This window comes from Pseudomonas sp. SH10-3B (assembly GCF_019891415.1).
Classification (GTDB): Bacteria; Pseudomonadota; Gammaproteobacteria; order Pseudomonadales; family Pseudomonadaceae; genus Aquipseudomonas.
Genome location: NZ_JAFLXD010000012.1, coordinates 18,334 through 34,935 on the forward strand (window position 1 = coordinate 18,334; position 16,602 = coordinate 34,935).

Here is a 16,602-nt window from a genome sequence, read left to right on the forward strand (position 1 = left end):
TGCCCGGCCCTATCGCGACACCCCAGATCAGCCGGTGCCGCCAAAGGGCGGCGCAGCTAATAAATTGAAGCCTGCTCTGCGTCGCCTTATAGCTGGAAACGCGAAACAACAGTACGCAACTCCCCCGTCAGCAACAAAAGCTCCTGCGCTGTCACCGCGTTGTCCTCTATGCCCTCCATCAGCGCAACACTGCTGTTGCGAATCTCGGTCACATTGCGGTTGATATCTTCCAAGACGAATAGTAATGCGGGTTTCCTGCATCTTCGCCAGGCCGGCGTTAGAGGACTGACTGGCGCACCCGGCGGCAAGGGATATTCATGGAGTTCTCACAACCCGGAGTAGGACGTTTGTACAACCATGGAACATCTTAATTGCAGTGATTTCATTGCGACATCACTGCATGAGCCTTGATTCGTAAGCCGAGACATTGAGGTCGCCGCTCGCATGAGCTGCCGGAGCCATCGCGTTGAGTTCAGGAGTTCTGGAGTCTTTTCGCAATGGCTTGCAGCTCTTCCCACGGCGTATGCGGTTGTCCGTGTAAAGCACAGCTTGGAGAGTGTACGAATTCATCCCTTCCCTGACTTTCTGACTGCCGCGCCTGGCATTTCTTGCATGAAATAATGTCCTTAGAGATTTGCCATCGGCTGCTCCATTCAATCAAATCGTCTTTGGCTGACATAAAACCTCTACAAATGCGCAATTTTTGTAAATGATGTCGAAATCCGATTTTTGTTCCGCTGAATTGGGGGGAAAAGGATTACACCCAACGACGTGTAGTACGCCGCTTATGTCAAAATTGGTGACGGCTCAGGCAGCCCATGAGCCAGATGTTTATCGATCAACCCCGCCACTTCTACGGGGTGGGTAAAGCCCAGGTCATGACCGCCGCCGGGGAGCACATGTATTTCTGCTGAGGGAAGGAGTTGCATCAATCGCTGGCCAACACCGACCGGACTAATGGGGTCGCAATCCCCCCAGATGAGCAATACGGGCATGTGCAACTCGAGCAGTCGGTGGGTGAGATCGGTGCGATCGTCGAGGAACCAACGGGGTAACTCCGGATAATTTGCGGCGAACTCCTCGCGCCAATCGTGCGCACCCAGGTCGGACATATCCACACCGCCAGAGGTGACAGTCAGGACAAGATGGGTGATCAAGTCAGGGTTCTCAAGCGCTACGCGCATAGCGACAATGCCGCCCATGGATTGCGCGACTAAAGCGGTTGGCCGGTCTATTTCAGCGACTACGCGAGCTACCAAATCATCCATGCTGGCGACGGAAGGGATTGGCGGCATATCACCGAAGCCGGGCCATCCGACATGAAGCCTCTGAGCTCTAATCCTGAGAAGTTCACACACTGGACGCCAGAACTGCGTGTTACCGGAAGCGCCGGGCAAAAATATGATTTTTTCGGGAGAGTTGATCACGGGCTCGATCCTTGAGATGGCTTGACGCATAGGCGCTAGATAAATGGGGCAAACGGCAACATTGTACGAGACCGCAAAGAGCGCGCTCAGTCGGCCTTACTCTGGCGCCCTCCTCCACGGGTATTAAGAAAATAGGCTATCTAACTATGGAGAAACCGGAAACGCAAAAGCCCCGCTTTCGCGAGGCTTTCGTTGGAATCTTGGCGGGATGCAGGGATTCGAGCCCTGGGAACGCTATTAACGTTCGCCGGTTTTCAAGGCCGCTATGCAAATTCGCGTGAGGCGAGTATTTCATCAGAGATGGAAGTCTTTTTCGGCGTTTCCTTAACTGGCAAAAGACGCACCCTAACGCGGGGTCATTATTTGGCTTGGCGAAGCACAAGCTGCGACAGACGGGTCTTAACTCGGAAACAGAATTCACGAATTTGAAATTGATAAGCGGGCATAACCATGTAGTTTAAATCGGGACCTAGTGAGTCTTTAACTTCCATGTATTTGGCAGTCTTGGCAGCAATGGCTTGGTATTCCGTCTCGTATTTAGTGTAAGACGCTTTGTTGTAAACCTTTAAGACATCCAGCTCTTTACGGCATTGCTCAGCGCGATTTTGGTTTAAGTTTTTTTCTGATTCAGGCTCAGCGGCTTCTGGAGAGGCAGGAGTTGGGGCCTCAGCACTGGCGTGTTCAGGTGCAGCCTCGTATCGCACAGACCATTTTTCTGGCGTCGCAGGTGCGACTTCCGCTGGTGCTTGCTGGACGACGGCAGGAGGTGGGGGCACTTGAGGTTTTTCTGGAGTTTTCGTAGCGCATCCCGAGAGGGCAAGTCCTGCCACTACAACGATGCCACACATTTTATCCATCGGTTTCACCAAGAAGTAATTATGGTTGGCTGAGTCGTTAGGTTCTGGGTAAAAGTAATAACTCACTCAATGATCGAGTGTAAATTTTCTACCAGCCTCAAGGCGCTCAGCCTCTCTTCCTTGAGTGCGCAGATGGACGATAATAGTAAAAAAACAAACAGATGACGAGTAAAAGGTCGTCAGAAAAGTCACAAATTTGGTAGGACAATTACTGTGGCACCGAGCTGCGCATGCATCCTGATTGTAATGATGCGGAAACGATCAGCCTTTAAGAAGCCGGTGTTATCAAACCCCAGAAACACAAAAGCCCCGCTTTCGCGAGGCTTTCGTTTGAATCTTGGCGGGAAACCAGGGATTCGAACCCTGGGAACGCTATTAACGTTCGCCGGTTTTCAAGACCGGTGCATTCAACCACTCTGCCAATTTCCCTTGTGCGTCACAGGATTATTCTAGCCCATCCTGTCTCAGCGGGCGCCATAATACCCGAATGAAACACACTGTCAAACTCTCGCCATAGCTTGTTACAGAGCGTCTGTTATGATCTTTGCGACTGAACGTTTCAAAACCGAAGGAGTGTCGCCATGCGCGAACAGAATTACGCAGTGAATGGTAACGCGCAGGCTGAGCAGCTTGAAGTCAGCCGCGTGTTGCGCAATACCTATGGCCTGCTCGCCCTTACCCTCGCATTCAGCGGCGTAATGGCGTTCGTGGCCCAGCAGATGCACGTCGGCTACCCGAATATCTTTGTCGTGCTGATCGGCTTCTATGGCCTGTTCTTCCTGACCAACAAGCTGCGTGACTCGGCCTGGGGCCTGGTGTCGGCGTTTGCCCTGACCGGTTTCATGGGCTTTATCCTCGGCCCGATCCTCAACCGTTACCTCGGCATGGCCGGCGGTGCGGAAGTGGTCAGCTCGGCATTTGCCATGACGGCCCTGGTGTTTGGTGGCCTGTCAGCCTACGTGCTGATCACCCGCAAGGACATGAGCTTCCTGGGCGGTTTCATCACCGCAGGCTTCTTCGTGTTGCTGGCGGCAGTGGTTGCGGGCATGTTCTTCCAGATCAGCGGCCTGCAACTGGCGATCAGCGCGGGTTTTGTGCTGTTCTCCTCCGTGTGCATCCTGTTCCAGACCAGCGCCATCATCCACGGCGGTGAACGCAACTACATCATGGCGACTGTCAGCCTGTATGTGTCGATCTACAACCTGTTTATCAGCCTGTTGCAGATCTTCGGCATCATGAGCCGCGACGACTGATTCCTCGCTGCATAAAAAATGCCCCGTATCGAAAGATGCGGGGCATTTTTGTTTTCAGGGTTTCAGTACTGATTGGGTTCCATTTCCAGCTCGACCTTGAAACGCTGGGCGATGTCGCGCTGGATACGCTGGGCCAGGTTGGCAATATCGTGCCCCGTGGCCCCGCCATAGTTGACCAGCACCAACGCCTGCAGGGCATGAACGCCCGCATCGCCGTCTCGAAAGCCCTTCCAGCCAGCCTTGTCGATCAGCCAGCCAGCGGCCAGCTTCATCTGCCCATCCGCCTGCGGGTAGGCCACCAGGTCCGGATACTGTGTCTGTAACTCTTCAGCCAGGGCCCTGGAGACCAGCGGATTCTTGAAGAAGCTGCCGGCATTGCCCAGCACTGCCGGATCGGGCAATTTTTCGCTACGGATGCTGCAAATCGCGCGACTGACATCGCTCGGTGTCGCCTCGGTGATCCCCTGCCCCGCCAGGCGCTGCTGCACTGGGCCGTAGTCGAGCTTGAGATGGCTGGCGCGGCTCAGGGCGAAGCGTACCCGCAGGATCAGCCAGCGCCCGGTTTCGTGCTTGAACAGGCTGTCACGGTAGGCAAAGTTGCATTCTTCGAGGCTGAAGTCGCGCAGTTCGCCCGTCTGGCGATCCAGGGCGGTCAAGCCGGCAAATACGTCTTTGATCTCAACACCGTAGGCACCGATGTTCTGCATGGGTGCAGCACCGACGGTGCCGGGGATCAGGCTGAGGTTTTCCAGGCCGCAGAAGCCCTGTTCCAGGGTCCACAGTACAAACGGGTGCCAGGCTTCGCCGGCTTCGGCTTCGACCACCACCTGCACACCATCATCCTGCAGCACCCGAATGCCCTGGGTGGCCATGCGCAACACCAAAGCAGGGATGTCCTGGGTCAGCAGCAAGTTGCTGCCACCGCCGATCACCAGCAAGGGCAACGCCTGGGTCGACGCATAGGCCAGCGCCTCGCGCACATCGGCGTCGCTGTGAGCTTCGGCGAAGAGTTGGGCACGCACATCAATGCCAAAGCTGTTGAATGGCTTGAGCGACACCTGCGCCAGCACTTGCAAGGTCATAACCGCCCCTTCAATTCGATCACCAATAAATCACACGCCTGCTCGATCAGGTCCAGGACCCTTTCGAAGCCTTGTTCGCCTTCGTAGTAGGGATCTGGCACCTCGTCCACTTCAGCGTCGTAGCGGCGCAGAAACAGGTCCAGCTCCGCCTTGCCCTGGCCGGGCTGCATGGCCTTTAGATTGCGCAGGTTGCTGTTGTCCATCGCCAGGATCAGGTCATAGCGCGCAAAGTCGGCGCGGGAGACCTGCTGGGCACGCTGGCCCGACAAGTCATAACCGCGCACCAACGCCGCACGCTGGCTGCGTTGGTCCGGTGGGTTGCCGATATGCCAGTCTCCAGTACCGGCGGACGCCACCTCGACCTGCCCCGCCAACCCGGCCTCGCGCAATTTATGGCGCAGTACACCTTCAGCGGTAGGCGAGCGGCAGATGTTGCCCAGGCAGACAAACAGAACCTCCATCAGGCCCCCAACAGGCGACGGACGCGCTCAAGATCTTCCGGCGTGTCGACACCCGCAGGCGGCGCTTCCAGAGCGTCACCCACATGGATACGCACGCCGTGCCAGAGGGCACGCAGCTGCTCCAGGGATTCGGTGTTTTCCAGCCAGCATGGGCCCCAACTGACGAAGTCATGCAGAAAACCGGCACGGTAGGCATAGATGCCGATATGGCGGCGGTAAGGCACACCTTCTGGCAACACGTCAGGGTGCTTGGCGAAGGCGTCGCGCGCCCAGGGCAAGGTCGAACGGCTGAAGGTCAGCGCCAGGCCGTTGACATCACTGACCACCTTGACCACGTTCGGGTTAAACAGGGTGTCGATGTCTTCAATCGGCTCGGCCAGGGTCGCCATACTCGCTTCACCATGGGCGGCCAGGTTGGCGGCCACCTGGTCGATCACGCTCGGCGGGATCAACGGTTCGTCACCTTGCACGTTGACCACGATGGCGTCGGGCGCCAGGCCCAACTTCGTGGCCACTTCGGCCAGGCGATCAGTGCCGGAGTTATGATCTTCACGGGTCAGCACCGCTTCGGCGCCAAACCCTTTGCAGGCATCGATGATGCGCGGGTCATCCGTGGCCACCACGACACGTTCAGCGCTGCTTTTGCAGGCCTGCTCCCACACCAGCTGGATCATCGGCTTGCCGCCGATCAATTGCAGCGGCTTGCCCGGCAGGCGGGTCGAGGCGTAGCGCGAAGGAATGACAACGGTAAAGGCGGTGGTCATTTATCCAGACGCTCATCGGTGGTCAGGGTACGGGCCTCGCTTTCCAGCATCACCGGAATGCCGTCACGGATGGGGTAAGCCAGGCCGGCGCCCTTGCTGATCAGCTCGGTTTTATCGGCGCTGAGCTTGAGCGGGCCTTTGCAGATCGGGCAAGCGAGGATGTCGAGCAGTTTGGTGTCCATGAGTGTTTCCTGGAAAGAAGCGTTTTAAGGCAAGAGACGGGCGGGTAACAAGCGCATCAGCTGCGTGTCGAACCAGGCGACGAACGCCGGCGACGGCACCGCATCCACCGCAAGGTACCACCAGTCGGGCTGGGCAAAGGCGCGGCACTTCACCGCGTCCTTCTCGGTCATGACCAGCGGCAATGACGGCGTAAAATTCAAGACCTCGGCGCTGTACGGCGCATGGTCGGCAAAAGCATGGGGAATCGGCTGCCAGTGTAGCGTTTCGAGGGTGTTGAAGAAACGTTGCGGGTTGCCGATACCGGCGACCGCATGTACCTGCTGCCCCGCCGCAAAGTGCACCACCGACTTGCGCTCGCCGCTGTGCAGGTTGACGAGCGCGGTGGGTTGCAGGCGAAACGCAAAGCCATCGTCGCGATCCGAGCCGGCACCGTTGTAGAGCAGCGCATCAACACTGCGCAAACGCTCAACCGGTTCGCGCAACGGCCCAGCCGGCAGGCACCGGCGGTTGCCCAGGCCACGGGCGGCGTCGATCAACACCAGTTCGAGGTCACGGGCCAGGCGGTAGTGTTGCAGGCCGTCGTCGGAGAGGATCAGGTCGAGGGCCTCGCTGGCGAGCAAGGCCTTCACCGCGCGACTGCGGTCGGGATCGATCATCAGGGGCACGCCGCAGCGCTGCACGATCAGCAAAGGCTCGTCACCTGCCACAGCAGCGCTATGGCTGGCCTCGACACGCCATGGCAACTGCGGCGGCTTGGCGCCATAGCCGCGGCTGACCACACCTACCCGCAGGCCACTGCGCCGACAGTGTTCGATCAACCACAGGATCAACGGCGTCTTGCCGGTGCCGCCCACGGTGATATTACCGACCACCACCACCGGCACCGGCGATTGATAGATCTCGCCCTCTCCTGCCAGGAACCGCGCACGTTTGCGCTGCACCACCCGGCGATACAAAGACTCCAGTGGCCGCAACAACGCGAGCGCCGGATGGCCCTCGTACCAGGCCTTGAGCAAACGATCGGACATGGCCATCAGGGTTGGCTCGCCGCCTCGACAGTACTCATGCGCAAATGGCTGAAACCGAGCTTGCCGGCGGCGTCCATCGCGGTGATCACGGCCTGGTGCTGGGTCTTGCCATCGGCGCTGATGGACAACGGCATCTTGGTATCGCCGCCGGACTCTTTCTCCAGGGCAACGATCAGGCTGGCGAGGTCGTTTTTCTCCAGCAACTGGTTATTCACCGAAAACGCTCCGTCAGCGCTGATGGCGATGTCCAGTTGCTTGACTTCCTGGTCTTCGGCCGGCGAACCACTGACGGCTTCCGGCAAGTCGACGCGCAACTCGGTCTGCCGGGTGAAGGTGGTGGTGACGACAAAAAACAGCAGCAGGATAAACACCACGTCGATCAACGACGCGAGGTTGATATCGACATTTTCCCGTTGCTTGCGACGAAATTTCACGCTTTGTCCCCAACCAGGTCCACATCACGGTCGCCCTGAACCACCTCCACCAGCTTGATGGCTTCCTGCTCCATGCCGACCACCAGCTCATCGATGCGCCGTTGCAGGAAGCGGTGGAAGAACACCGACGGAATACCGACCATCAGGCCCGCCGCCGTCGTAATCAGGGCCTTGGAGATGCCGCCGGCCAACACGGCCGCGTTGGTGGTCATGCCCGACCCCATGAACGAGCTGAAAATATCGATCATGCCCAGCACCGTCCCCAGCAAACCGAGCAGCGGCGCCATGGCGGCGATGGTGCCAAGGGCGTTGATATAGCGCTCCAGTTCATGAATGACCCGGGCGGCTGCCTCTTCGATGCACTCTTTCATGATCTCGCGACCATGCTTGGAGTTGGCCAGGCCCGCGGCGAGGATTTCACCCAACGGCGAATTGGCGCGCAGCTCCTTGAGCTTTTCCTTGTCCAACTGCTTGTTCTTGATCCAGCCCCAGACCTGCCCCAGCAGATGCTCGGGGGTAACGCGGCTGGCACGCAGGGTCCACAAACGTTCGGCAACGATGCCGAGTGCGGCGATGGAGCTCAAGATGATCGGCAACATCATCCAGCCGCCAGATTTGACCAATTCCCACACAGTGAATGTCCCCTCGAAAAAGTGCGCCACTTTACCATATAGGTTCGGCGGCGGGGCTCGTCGGCCACAGACGCGCCTGTCTTGAGCTGCGGCCTTCAGCAAAGCTGGATTACGGTAACGCTTCGCGCCAAAAACGGCGTTGACTACGCGCAACAGTCGGTGGCTTGAAAGCCCCCAATTGCACGCGCACCGCCCCCTGCTCGGCACTGTCGTAGATCTGGCTGCCCAGTGTCCGATAACGCTCCACCACCTGCGGGTGAGGATGGCCGAACGCATTGCCACGGCCCCGGGAAATCAGCACTGACGTGGGTGCCAAGCGCTGTAGAAAAGGCCATGACGACGAACTGCGACTGCCATGGTGAGGCGATTGCAGCCAATCGGTGCGCACGGCCAACGATGAGGCGAGAAATGCCCGCTCGGCCGCCCGATCAATATCCCCGGTGAGCAGCAGCCGCTCACCATTGGCCTCGACCTGCAGAACACAGGACTTAGGATTGCCATCAGTCGCGTCAGGCCACTGCCACAGTTCGAATGACACGCCGTCCCACACCCACCGCTCACCGCTGATACAGGGCTGAGTTCCGAGAAACGCCGGCAACCCCTCGGTTTCACCGCCCACGACACGCCGGATCGGCACCCCCCGGGCAACCGCCGTCGCCCCACCGGCATGATCGGCGTCGGCATGGCTGAGTAACATCATGTCCAGCGCCCCGATGCCGAGCTTTTTCAACGCCGGCAATACCACGCGCGCACCGAGGTCCGCCGTCCCCGAACGCGGCCCGGCATCGTAGAGCAACGTGTGATGGCGGGTGCGCAGGATCAATGCCTGCCCTTGCCCAACATCCAATTGCACCACTTCCACCCGCCCATGGGGCACCGGCTCGCGCGGAGGAAATACCGCCAACAACAGCAGCGGCCAGCCCAGCAGCCGAAACGGCACGCCTTTGGGCAGCAAAACCAGCACCGCGCCGATCAGGCTGATCAGCCAGTACCCCACCGGCACCTCGGCCGGTATCCAGGCGGGCATTATCCCGGCGAGCCACGCCAAGCCCCGGAACAACCCGTCAAGCGCCCCACCCGCCAGCCACAACATGCCCTCGCCCAGGTAGGGCAGCGGCAGCAATACGCTGCCCAGCAACGCCAGCGGCAACACCACCAGGCTGACCCACGGTACGGCAATCAGATTGGCCAGCGGCGCAGTGACGCTGACGGGCAAACCGAGTACCAGTAACACCGGAAACAGACCAATGGCAATCAACCACTGAGGGCGTGTCCATGCCTGCCAGACACTCCAAGGCCCCAGACGCCCACCCAATGCCAGGACCAACACCGCGACCGCCGTAAACGACAGCCAGAACCCTGCCTGCAAGCTGGCCAATGGTTCCAGGATCAGCACGCCATTGAGCGCCAACAACAACGGCCACCAAAACCCCAGATGGCGGAAGCGCAAACGCCACAGCAGCATTAACCCCACCATCACGCAGGCGCGTTGCACGGGCACACCAAACCCTGCCAGCAGGCCGTACCCCAATGCAGCGGCGAACGCCAGGCCACACGCCCACGGCAGCCACGGCCAGCTACGGGGCCAGTAACCGTAGCGTGCCAAGAGCGCGACCAACCCGTAGATCAACCCCGCCAGCAAACCAATGTGCTGGCCGGAAATCACCAGCAGGTGCACCGTGCCGGTGTCCTGCAGCACCTGCCAATCCTCGGCTGCCAGCCCGGAGCCATCTCCCAATACCAAGGCCGCCAGGCCCGCCTCGCGGCCTTGGGCGTCCACCGCCATCAGGCGTTGGCGGACAGTGTCACGCCAGGCATGACGAGCCGTCGCCAGGCGCTCACCATCCTTCACCGTGCCGGTGGCGCCCACACGCTGGGCCAGCAGCCACGCTTCCTGATCAAAACCATGAAAATTCAGCAGCCCGGACGGCCGCTTGAGCGTTACAGCCAAACGCCAGCGCTCGCCACTGCGGACCGGCGGACCGCCGTGCCAGGACACACGGATGCGCTTGGGCACCCGGGCTTTGCGCGCGCGGCTGTCGGTCAGCTCAAAACGCACACCCGTATCCGCCTGCTGCGGCAACCCGGTGACACGGCCTTCCAGCCATCGCGTCTGGCCATCAAGCTGCGGGCGCAGTCGATCATCCAGCGCCCACTGTGCGCTGATGCACCCCCAACTCAAGCCCAGCAGGAAAAATGCCAATGGAAACGTGCGAAAGGGCAATAACATCAATGCCAGCACCAGCATGGCCAGCAGCCACCCGGTCGTCGGCAACCCAGGTAGAAAGCGCAGGGCAAGCAACCCCAGCGCCAGCGCGAACATCCCTGTCCTCATGAACCCTCCTTTTCAAGTGATCCACTCAGTCTTAGTCGGGTGCCCAGCGTGGCCTATGATGTTTTGTCACAAAGTCTGAATTTTCTGTTTATAGAATGCGGGCATACTTGCCCCTCGAACTGACCTGGACCCCTTATGCCTCGGCGCTTATTCAAACGGTACATGCCCGACCCCACCAGTATCAGGGAACACAAGTCATTACAGTTTCTTGGCACATTGCTGCATGATCCGAACCTCTGGCATCTGAATCGGCACTCAGTGGCACGCGCCATGGCGGTGGGTCTGTTCGCGGCTTTCATCCCGATCCCGTTGCAGATGCTCTTGGCGGCGGTACTGGCAATCACCGTGCGCGGCAATATGCCCATCGCCGTCAGCCTGGTCTGGCTGACCAACCCCATCACCATGCCGGTGGTGTTCCTTTGCACCTATATGACCGGCGCCTGGCTGATGAATGTCCCGCCGCGCAGCCTGCCCGATGACCTGACCTGGGAATGGATCAGCGGCCAGTTGAGCACGCTGTGGCAACCCTTCCTCTTGGGTTCGGTGGTATTGGGGCTGGTGTTGGGCGCCCTGGCCTATTGCCTGACCATGGGCTATTGGCGCTGGTGGGTCGCGCACCAATGGAAGAAGCGCAAACAGCGCCGCGCTTGAAGGTCAGTACAAGCACCGATACGCACGCCAATCGCTTTCAAAGCACGCATTCTCCATGCGTGATTATTCAAGATAACCCCGCCACAGCCAGTCGCCCCCGGGGCGCCAAATAGCCCGAAGATTGACGCCTGTCATTAATTTGCAAGATTCCAGACCGCGCAAATGGCTACACTGCGCAGGTGGCGCGGGCCGGATGCCGGCGTGGAAGATTGATATCAGTGTGGTAGCAGGAGAGTGGCGTGCTTAGAAGAATGGGGATAAAAGGCCGCGTACTGTTGCTGACCTTATTACCGACCAGCCTGATGGCGTTGTTGTTGGGGGGTTATTTCACCTGGATGCAGCTCTCGGAGTTGCAGGCCCAACTGCTGCAACGCGGCGAAATGATCGCCGAGCAGCTGGCGCCCCTGGTGGCCCCGGCCCTGAGCAGCAAGAACACCGACCTGCTGGAGCGTATTGCCACCCAATCCCTGGAGCAGCCCGACGTGCGCACCGTGGCGTTCCTCGCGCCGGACCGCACACCCCTCGCCCACGCCGGGCCGACCATGCTCAACCAACCGCCGGTCGGCAACAGTTCCCACCTGCTGCAGCGCACCGGCAACGACGCCACGCGTTACCTGCTGCCGGTATTTGGCCGCCATCGCAACCTCGCCGGCGACCTGATCCCCGATGAAGCCGACCGCCTGCTCGGCTGGGTCGAGGTGGAACTGTCCCACAACGGCATGTTGCTGCGCGGCTATCGCAGCCTGTTCGCCAGCCTGCTGCTGATTGCCATCGGCCTGATCTTCACCGCAGCCCTCGCCCTGCGCATCAGCCGAACGATCAATTCGCCGATTGGCCTGATCAAGCAAGCGGTCGCCCAACTCAAGGACGGCAACCTGGAAACCCGTCTGCCGGCACTCGGCAGCCAGGAGCTGGACCAACTCGCCTCCGGTATCAACCGCATGGCCGAAACCCTGCAAAACGCCCAGGAAGAATTGCAGCACAGCATCGACCAGGCCACCGAGGACGTGCGCCAGAACCTGGAAACCATCGAAATCCAGAACATCGAGCTGGACCTGGCGCGCAAGGAAGCCCTGGAGGCCAGCCGCATCAAGTCCGAATTCCTGGCGAACATGAGCCATGAAATCCGCACGCCACTCAACGGCATCCTCGGTTTTACCCACCTGCTGCAAAAAAGCGAGCTGACCCCGCGCCAGCTGGACTACCTGGGCACCATCGAAAAATCCGCCGACAACTTGCTGGGCATCATCAACGAGATCCTCGACTTCTCGAAGATCGAGGCCGGCAAACTGGTACTCGACAGCATCCCCTTCAACCTGCGGGATTTGCTGCAAGACACCCTCACCATTCTCGCCCCCGCTGCCCATGCCAAGCAGCTGGAACTGGTAAGCCTGGTCTACCGCGACACGCCGCTGGCGCTGGTGGGCGACCCGCTGCGGCTCAAGCAGATCCTGACCAACCTGATCAGCAATGCGATCAAGTTCACCCGCGAAGGCACCATCGTCGCCCGAGCGATGGTCGAGGACGAACAGGAAGACAACGTGCAACTGCGCATCAGCGTGCAGGACACCGGCATCGGCCTGTCCAGCCAGGATGTGCGCGCGTTGTTCCAGGCGTTCAGCCAAGCCGATAACTCACTGTCGCGCCAACCCGGCGGCACGGGGCTGGGCCTGGTGATTTCCAAGCGCCTGATCGAGCAAATGGGCGGCGAAATCGGCGTCGACAGCACGCCGGGCGAAGGCTCTGAGTTCTGGATCAGCCTGAACCTGCCCAAGACCCGCGACGACGTCGAAGACCTGCCCTGCGCGCCGCTGCTGGGCCATCGCGTGGCGGTGCTGGAAAATCACGAACTGGCGCGCCAGGCCCTGCAGCACCAATTGGAAGACTGCGGCCTGGAAGTCACGCCGTTCAATACCCTGGAAAGCCTGACCAACGGCATCACCAGCGCTCACCAGACCGAGCAGGCCATCGACCTGGCCGTACTCGGCGTCACCGCCAACGACATCCCGCCCGAGCGCCTCAACCAACATCTATGGGACCTCGAACACCTGGGCTGCAAGGTGCTGGTGCTCTGCCCCACCACCGAACAGATGCTGTTCAACGAGTCGGTGCCCAACCCCAACAGCCAGTTGCAGGCCAAGCCGGCGTGTACACGTAAGCTGCGCCGCGCCCTGTCCGACCTGATCAGCCCGCGCCCGTCGCGCAGTGAGCCGGGCGAGCCGCTGTCCAGCCGTGCGCCGCGTGTGCTGTGTGTCGACGACAATCCGGCGAACCTGCTGTTGGTGCAAACCCTGCTGGAAGACATGGGCGCGCAGGTCCGTGCAGTGGAAAGCGGCTACGCGGCCGTCGACGCGGTGAAACAGGACACCTTCGACCTGGTGCTGATGGACGTACAAATGCCCGGCATGGACGGGCGCCAGAGCACCGAGGCGATCCGCCAGTGGGAAAGCGAGCGCCATGGCACGCCGTTGCCGGTGGTCGCCCTCACCGCCCACGCCATGGCCAACGAAAAGCGTGCCTTGCTGCAAAGCGGTATGGACGATTACCTGACCAAACCCATCAGCGAACGGCAACTGGCCCAAGTGGTACTGAAATGGACCGGCCTGGCCCTGCGCAACCAAGTGCCGGAGCGCGCCGTCGAAGGCCTCGGCCCGGGCGTGCAATTGCCGGTGCTGGACCACGAGGAAGGCCTGCGCCTGGCCGCTGGCAAGACCGATCTGGCCGCCGACATGCTCGCCATGCTGCTGGCCTCCCTGGAAGCCGACCGGCAGGCCATTCAGGTCGCCCGCGACGCCAAAGACAACCTGGCCCTGATCGAGCGCGTCCACCGCCTGCACGGCGCCACCCGCTACTGTGGCGTGCCGCAACTGCGCGCCGCCTGCCAACGGGCCGAAACCCTGCTCAAGCAGGACGACGCCAAGGCCATGCACGCATTGGACGAACTGGACATGGCCATCGCCAGGCTGGCCAGTGAAGCGCGGGTCAGTGCCTGAGCCTGTTTTTATGGGCACTGATCAACTGATAAATGGCAGGGAGCATGTTTAATGCGCGTGATTCTTTTCAGCAGCCAAACCTATGACCGCGACAGCTTCCTCGGCGAGCCGCTACCAGAGGGCCTGGAACTGCAATTCCAACCCGCTCGGCTCAACCTCGACACCGTCGCCCTGGCCGAACACCACGAGGTGGTCTGCGCCTTTATCAACGATGACCTCAGTGCCCCGGTGCTGGAACACCTGGCCAAGGGCGGCACGCGGTTGATCGCGTTGCGTTCGGCCGGTTACAACCATGTGGACCTGCCTGCCGCCCAACGCCTGGGCCTGACCATCGTGCGTGTCCCGGCCTATTCGCCCCACGCGGTTGCCGAACATGCGGTGGCCCTGGTCCTCGCCCTCAACCGCCGCCTGCATCGCGCCTACAACCGCACCCGCGACGGCGATTTCAGCCTGCATGGCCTTACCGGTTTCGACCTGGTGGGCAAGACCGTCGGCGTGGTCGGCACCGGACAGATCGGCGCCACGTTCGCCAAGATCATGGCGGGCTTCGGCTGCCAGCTGCTCGCCTACGACCCCTTCCCCAATCCGCAGGTCCAGGCCCTCGGGGCGCGCTATGTAAGCCTGCCGGAGCTGTTGGCCCAGGCGCAGATCATCAGCCTGCACTGCCCGCTGACCGCCGACAGCAAGCACCTGATCAATGCGCGCTCCCTGGCGCAGATGCAGCCCGGCGCCATGCTGATCAACACCGGTCGCGGCGGCCTGGTCGACACGCCGGCGCTGATCGAAGCACTCAAGGACGGCCAACTCGGCTACCTGGGGCTGGATGTGTATGAGGAAGAAGCCCAGCTGTTTTTTGAGGACCGCTCGGACCTACCGTTGCAGGACGACGTACTCGCGCGCCTGCTGACCTTCCCCAACGTGATCATCACCGCGCACCAGGCGTTCCTCACCCGCGAGGCATTGGCGGCGATTGCCGGCACCACGTTGGCCAATATTGCGGCATGGGCCGATGGCCGGGCGCAGAACCTCGTCGAAGGATGATCTGCGGTCACATACCAGGGTCATGATGGGCCGGCACCCGTGATAGGATGCCGCGCCTATTTGGAGGATCCATGGCCGAACACGATTTCCGCTTCAGCTTGCTGAGCCCGCAACACACCCTGATCGAATGCCGCGCCCTGGTGCCGGGCCGTTACCAGGTCACCGGCAACGGTGGTTCGATCAAGCATGGCGACGTGCTGATCGTCACCCTTCGCGGCAGTAAAACCCTGTCGATGCGACTCACCGTCGAAGGTGACGCACGCTACTCCATCCGCCCGGCGGGCCAGTGGGTCGCCATGGCCCTGGGGCCGAAGTTCGGCGAGCTGGAGATTCACACCTGGAAGGTCAACTGCGACAGCTGCGACGCTGTGCTGGAGTTTGAATTCGCGGTGGAAACCAAGCTGACCAAAGAGCCGCTGCAACCGGCCGCCAACGCGCGCATTGCCGAGTTGGGCTGGGCCAGCGAAGGCGCCAAGCACCGTTGCCCGACATGCCAGCAGGCCGGGCAATGAAACGCCTGCTTCTGCTCGCCGCCGTCGGTGCGGCCCTGAGTGGCTGCGCTGGGGATGCAGTCAAGCTCAAGCAGGATCACAGCTACGTGGTGGAGTGGATTGGTGAGCGGCCGTTGATGGATTACGCGCACCTGACCGTCACCCTCGGCGCCGATGGACGTGCCTACGGCAATGGCGGCTGCAACCACTGGTTCGCGCCGTACACCGTCGAGGGCGAAAAGCTCAGCTTCGGCAAGATCGGCAGCACCCGCAAGCTCTGCGCCGAAGCCTTGATGGAGCAGGAACAGCGCTTCTTCCAGGCCCTGCAAGGCGTACAGCGCTGGGACATCTCGCCGATCGAGCAGACCCGCTTCTGGCCGGCAGATGGCAAGCCGATTCGCCTGTGGCTCGAAGAGGGCTGATTCCACCGATCTACAGGTGGGTGAGATCTAAATGTGGGAGGGGACAATACTCTAGCCGCGCAAGGCCTTGAGTTTGGCCAGCACCCCTTCCGCCGTCTGCTCACCCATCAACTGCTCGCGCACCTTGCCCTTGTCATCGATGATGTAGGTCACCGGCAACGCTTCGCTGCGCGGAATATCGAAGATCCCATCCGGGTTCTGTGCCAGCACGGTGAACTTGATCCCCAGCTTGTCGCTGGCTTCTTTCAGCTCTGCACCCTGCACATTGTCGAAGTTAACCCCGAACACCCCCACGCCCTGCCCCTTCAACTGTTCCGCCAGGGCGTTGAGCTCGGGGATTTCCGTACGGCACGGGCCACACCATTCCGCCCAGTAGTTGACCACCAGCCACTGTTTATCCAGGCGCTCGGCCGCGATTTTCTGGCCGTATTGGTCAACGCCGTAGTCATTGCCGCAGCCGCTGAGCAGCAGGGTTGTGATGATCGCCAATGCACCGATCAGTCGCCTTGTCATGGGGTAATCCTTCGCAAAAATGAACGTTGGTTGCG

The 16,602-nt window shown here is 60.7% G+C and carries 18 protein-coding genes and 1 tRNA gene; 6 read left to right on the forward strand and 13 right to left on the reverse strand.

Translation table 11 applies throughout. The annotated features are described in order from the left end of the window. Nucleotides 1–86: 86 nt before the first annotated feature. The 4 genes from J1G35_RS11660 to J1G35_RS11675 form a co-directional block, all read right to left on the reverse strand. Entirely contained in the window at nt 87–233 is a 147-nt protein-coding gene (locus J1G35_RS11660) for a hypothetical protein (protein WP_172681440.1), read from the reverse strand. A 552-nt stretch (nt 234–785) separates the two neighbouring features. Beyond that, complete coding sequence (locus J1G35_RS11665) at nt 786–1,427, reverse strand: alpha/beta hydrolase (RefSeq protein ID WP_156338094.1); 642 nt, start codon at nt 1,425–1,427, stop codon at nt 786–788. 359 nt (nt 1,428–1,786) lie between these two features. Further along, nucleotides 1,787–2,350, reverse strand: a complete 564-nt coding sequence (locus J1G35_RS30930) for a hypothetical protein (protein WP_262417255.1) — start codon at nt 2,348–2,350, stop codon at nt 1,787–1,789. A 272-nt stretch (nt 2,351–2,622) separates the two neighbouring features. After that, nucleotides 2,623–2,713, reverse strand: a tRNA-Ser gene (locus J1G35_RS11675). Nucleotides 2,714–2,865: 152 nt separating this feature from the next. Here J1G35_RS11675 and J1G35_RS11680 point away from each other — a divergent pair. Then, nucleotides 2,866–3,537 carry a Bax inhibitor-1/YccA family protein gene (locus J1G35_RS11680; protein WP_048728419.1) on the forward strand — a complete coding sequence of 224 codons (672 nt, stop codon included), beginning with the start codon at nt 2,866–2,868 and terminating at the stop codon, nt 3,535–3,537. A gap of 62 nt (nt 3,538–3,599) precedes the next feature. On the opposite strand, the gene murB is transcribed toward J1G35_RS11680, so the two are convergent. The 8 genes from murB to J1G35_RS11720 all read right to left on the reverse strand — a co-directional run bounded on the left by murB (nt 3,600) and on the right by J1G35_RS11720 (nt 10,456). After that, a complete protein-coding gene (murB, locus tag J1G35_RS11685; protein ID WP_053128558.1) occupies nt 3,600–4,619 on the reverse strand; it encodes a UDP-N-acetylmuramate dehydrogenase in 1,020 nt (339 codons plus the stop codon). Further along, complete coding sequence (locus J1G35_RS11690; RefSeq protein ID WP_223015032.1) at nt 4,616–5,080, reverse strand: low molecular weight protein-tyrosine-phosphatase; 465 nt, start codon at nt 5,078–5,080, stop codon at nt 4,616–4,618. Before J1G35_RS11690 ends, murB begins: the two co-directional genes overlap by 4 nt. Continuing rightward, the gene (kdsB, locus tag J1G35_RS11695; RefSeq protein WP_053128554.1) at nt 5,080–5,844 is read right to left on the reverse strand and encodes a 3-deoxy-manno-octulosonate cytidylyltransferase; all 765 of its coding nucleotides are present in this window, start codon (nt 5,842–5,844) and stop codon (nt 5,080–5,082) included. The genes J1G35_RS11690 and kdsB overlap by 1 nt, the downstream gene beginning before the upstream one ends. Further along, complete coding sequence (locus tag J1G35_RS11700; protein WP_003174668.1) at nt 5,841–6,026, reverse strand: Trm112 family protein; 186 nt, start codon at nt 6,024–6,026, stop codon at nt 5,841–5,843. The genes kdsB and J1G35_RS11700 overlap by 4 nt, the downstream gene beginning before the upstream one ends. 24 nt (nt 6,027–6,050) lie before the next feature. Next, on the reverse strand, nt 6,051–7,061 hold the full coding sequence (lpxK, locus tag J1G35_RS11705; protein ID WP_053128552.1) for a tetraacyldisaccharide 4'-kinase: 1,011 nt from the start codon (nt 7,059–7,061) through the stop codon (nt 6,051–6,053). Further along, a complete protein-coding gene (locus J1G35_RS11710) occupies nt 7,061–7,489 on the reverse strand; it encodes a biopolymer transporter ExbD (RefSeq protein ID WP_053128551.1) in 429 nt (142 codons plus the stop codon). Before J1G35_RS11710 ends, lpxK begins: the two co-directional genes overlap by 1 nt. Beyond that, nucleotides 7,486–8,121 carry a MotA/TolQ/ExbB proton channel family protein gene (locus J1G35_RS11715; RefSeq protein WP_053128550.1) on the reverse strand — a complete coding sequence of 212 codons (636 nt, stop codon included), beginning with the start codon at nt 8,119–8,121 and terminating at the stop codon, nt 7,486–7,488. The genes J1G35_RS11710 and J1G35_RS11715 overlap by 4 nt, the downstream gene beginning before the upstream one ends. Before the next feature lie 109 nt (nt 8,122–8,230). Continuing rightward, nucleotides 8,231–10,456, reverse strand: coding sequence for a DNA internalization-related competence protein ComEC/Rec2 (locus tag J1G35_RS11720; RefSeq protein ID WP_262417258.1), 2,226 nt, complete (start codon nt 10,454–10,456; stop codon nt 8,231–8,233). 135 nt (nt 10,457–10,591) lie between these two features. On the opposite strand from J1G35_RS11720, the gene J1G35_RS11725 reads away from it, so the two are divergent. From J1G35_RS11725 to J1G35_RS11745, 5 genes are all read left to right on the forward strand, one after another. Beyond that, complete coding sequence (locus J1G35_RS11725) at nt 10,592–11,107, forward strand: DUF2062 domain-containing protein (RefSeq protein WP_053128548.1); 516 nt, start codon at nt 10,592–10,594, stop codon at nt 11,105–11,107. 239 nt (nt 11,108–11,346) lie between these two features. Then, nucleotides 11,347–14,100, forward strand: coding sequence for a response regulator (locus tag J1G35_RS11730; protein WP_053128547.1), 2,754 nt, complete (start codon nt 11,347–11,349; stop codon nt 14,098–14,100). A gap of 51 nt (nt 14,101–14,151) precedes the next feature. Then, entirely contained in the window at nt 14,152–15,141 is a 990-nt protein-coding gene (locus tag J1G35_RS11735; protein ID WP_053128545.1) for a 2-hydroxyacid dehydrogenase, read from the forward strand. Between the two features lie 71 nt (nt 15,142–15,212). Beyond that, on the forward strand, nt 15,213–15,653 hold the full coding sequence (locus tag J1G35_RS11740; RefSeq protein WP_223015033.1) for a hypothetical protein: 441 nt from the start codon (nt 15,213–15,215) through the stop codon (nt 15,651–15,653). Continuing rightward, nucleotides 15,650–16,054 carry an META domain-containing protein gene (locus tag J1G35_RS11745; protein WP_223015034.1) on the forward strand — a complete coding sequence of 135 codons (405 nt, stop codon included), beginning with the start codon at nt 15,650–15,652 and terminating at the stop codon, nt 16,052–16,054. Before J1G35_RS11740 ends, J1G35_RS11745 begins: the two co-directional genes overlap by 4 nt. Nucleotides 16,055–16,105: 51 nt before the next feature. Here the strand turns inward: J1G35_RS11745 and J1G35_RS11750 are convergent, their stop codons facing one another. Continuing rightward, the gene (locus tag J1G35_RS11750; RefSeq protein WP_223015035.1) at nt 16,106–16,567 is read right to left on the reverse strand and encodes a TlpA disulfide reductase family protein; all 462 of its coding nucleotides are present in this window, start codon (nt 16,565–16,567) and stop codon (nt 16,106–16,108) included. Between the last annotated feature and the right edge of the window lie 35 nt (nt 16,568–16,602).

Bases quoted from the DNA above. Each gene is read 5' to 3' on its own strand.
- J1G35_RS11680 (WP_048728419.1), top strand. From the start codon at position 2,866: ATGCGCGAACAGAATTACGCAGTGAATGGTAACGCGCAGGCTGAGCAG.
- murB (WP_053128558.1), bottom strand. From the start codon at position 4,619: ATGACCTTGCAAGTGCTGGCGCAGGTGTCGCTCAAGCCATTCAACAGC.
- J1G35_RS11690 (WP_223015032.1), bottom strand. From the start codon at position 5,080: ATGGAGGTTCTGTTTGTCTGCCTGGGCAACATCTGCCGCTCGCCTACC.
- kdsB (WP_053128554.1), bottom strand. From the start codon at position 5,844: ATGACCACCGCCTTTACCGTTGTCATTCCTTCGCGCTACGCCTCGACC.
- J1G35_RS11700 (WP_003174668.1), bottom strand. From the start codon at position 6,026: ATGGACACCAAACTGCTCGACATCCTCGCTTGCCCGATCTGCAAAGGC.
- lpxK (WP_053128552.1), bottom strand. From the start codon at position 7,061: ATGGCCATGTCCGATCGTTTGCTCAAGGCCTGGTACGAGGGCCATCCG.
- J1G35_RS11720 (WP_262417258.1), bottom strand. From the start codon at position 10,456: ATGAGGACAGGGATGTTCGCGCTGGCGCTGGGGTTGCTTGCCCTGCGC.
- J1G35_RS11725 (WP_053128548.1), top strand. From the start codon at position 10,592: ATGCCTCGGCGCTTATTCAAACGGTACATGCCCGACCCCACCAGTATC.
- J1G35_RS11735 (WP_053128545.1), top strand. From the start codon at position 14,152: ATGCGCGTGATTCTTTTCAGCAGCCAAACCTATGACCGCGACAGCTTC.
- J1G35_RS11740 (WP_223015033.1), top strand. From the start codon at position 15,213: ATGGCCGAACACGATTTCCGCTTCAGCTTGCTGAGCCCGCAACACACC.
- J1G35_RS11745 (WP_223015034.1), top strand. From the start codon at position 15,650: ATGAAACGCCTGCTTCTGCTCGCCGCCGTCGGTGCGGCCCTGAGTGGC.
- J1G35_RS11750 (WP_223015035.1), bottom strand. From the start codon at position 16,567: ATGACAAGGCGACTGATCGGTGCATTGGCGATCATCACAACCCTGCTG.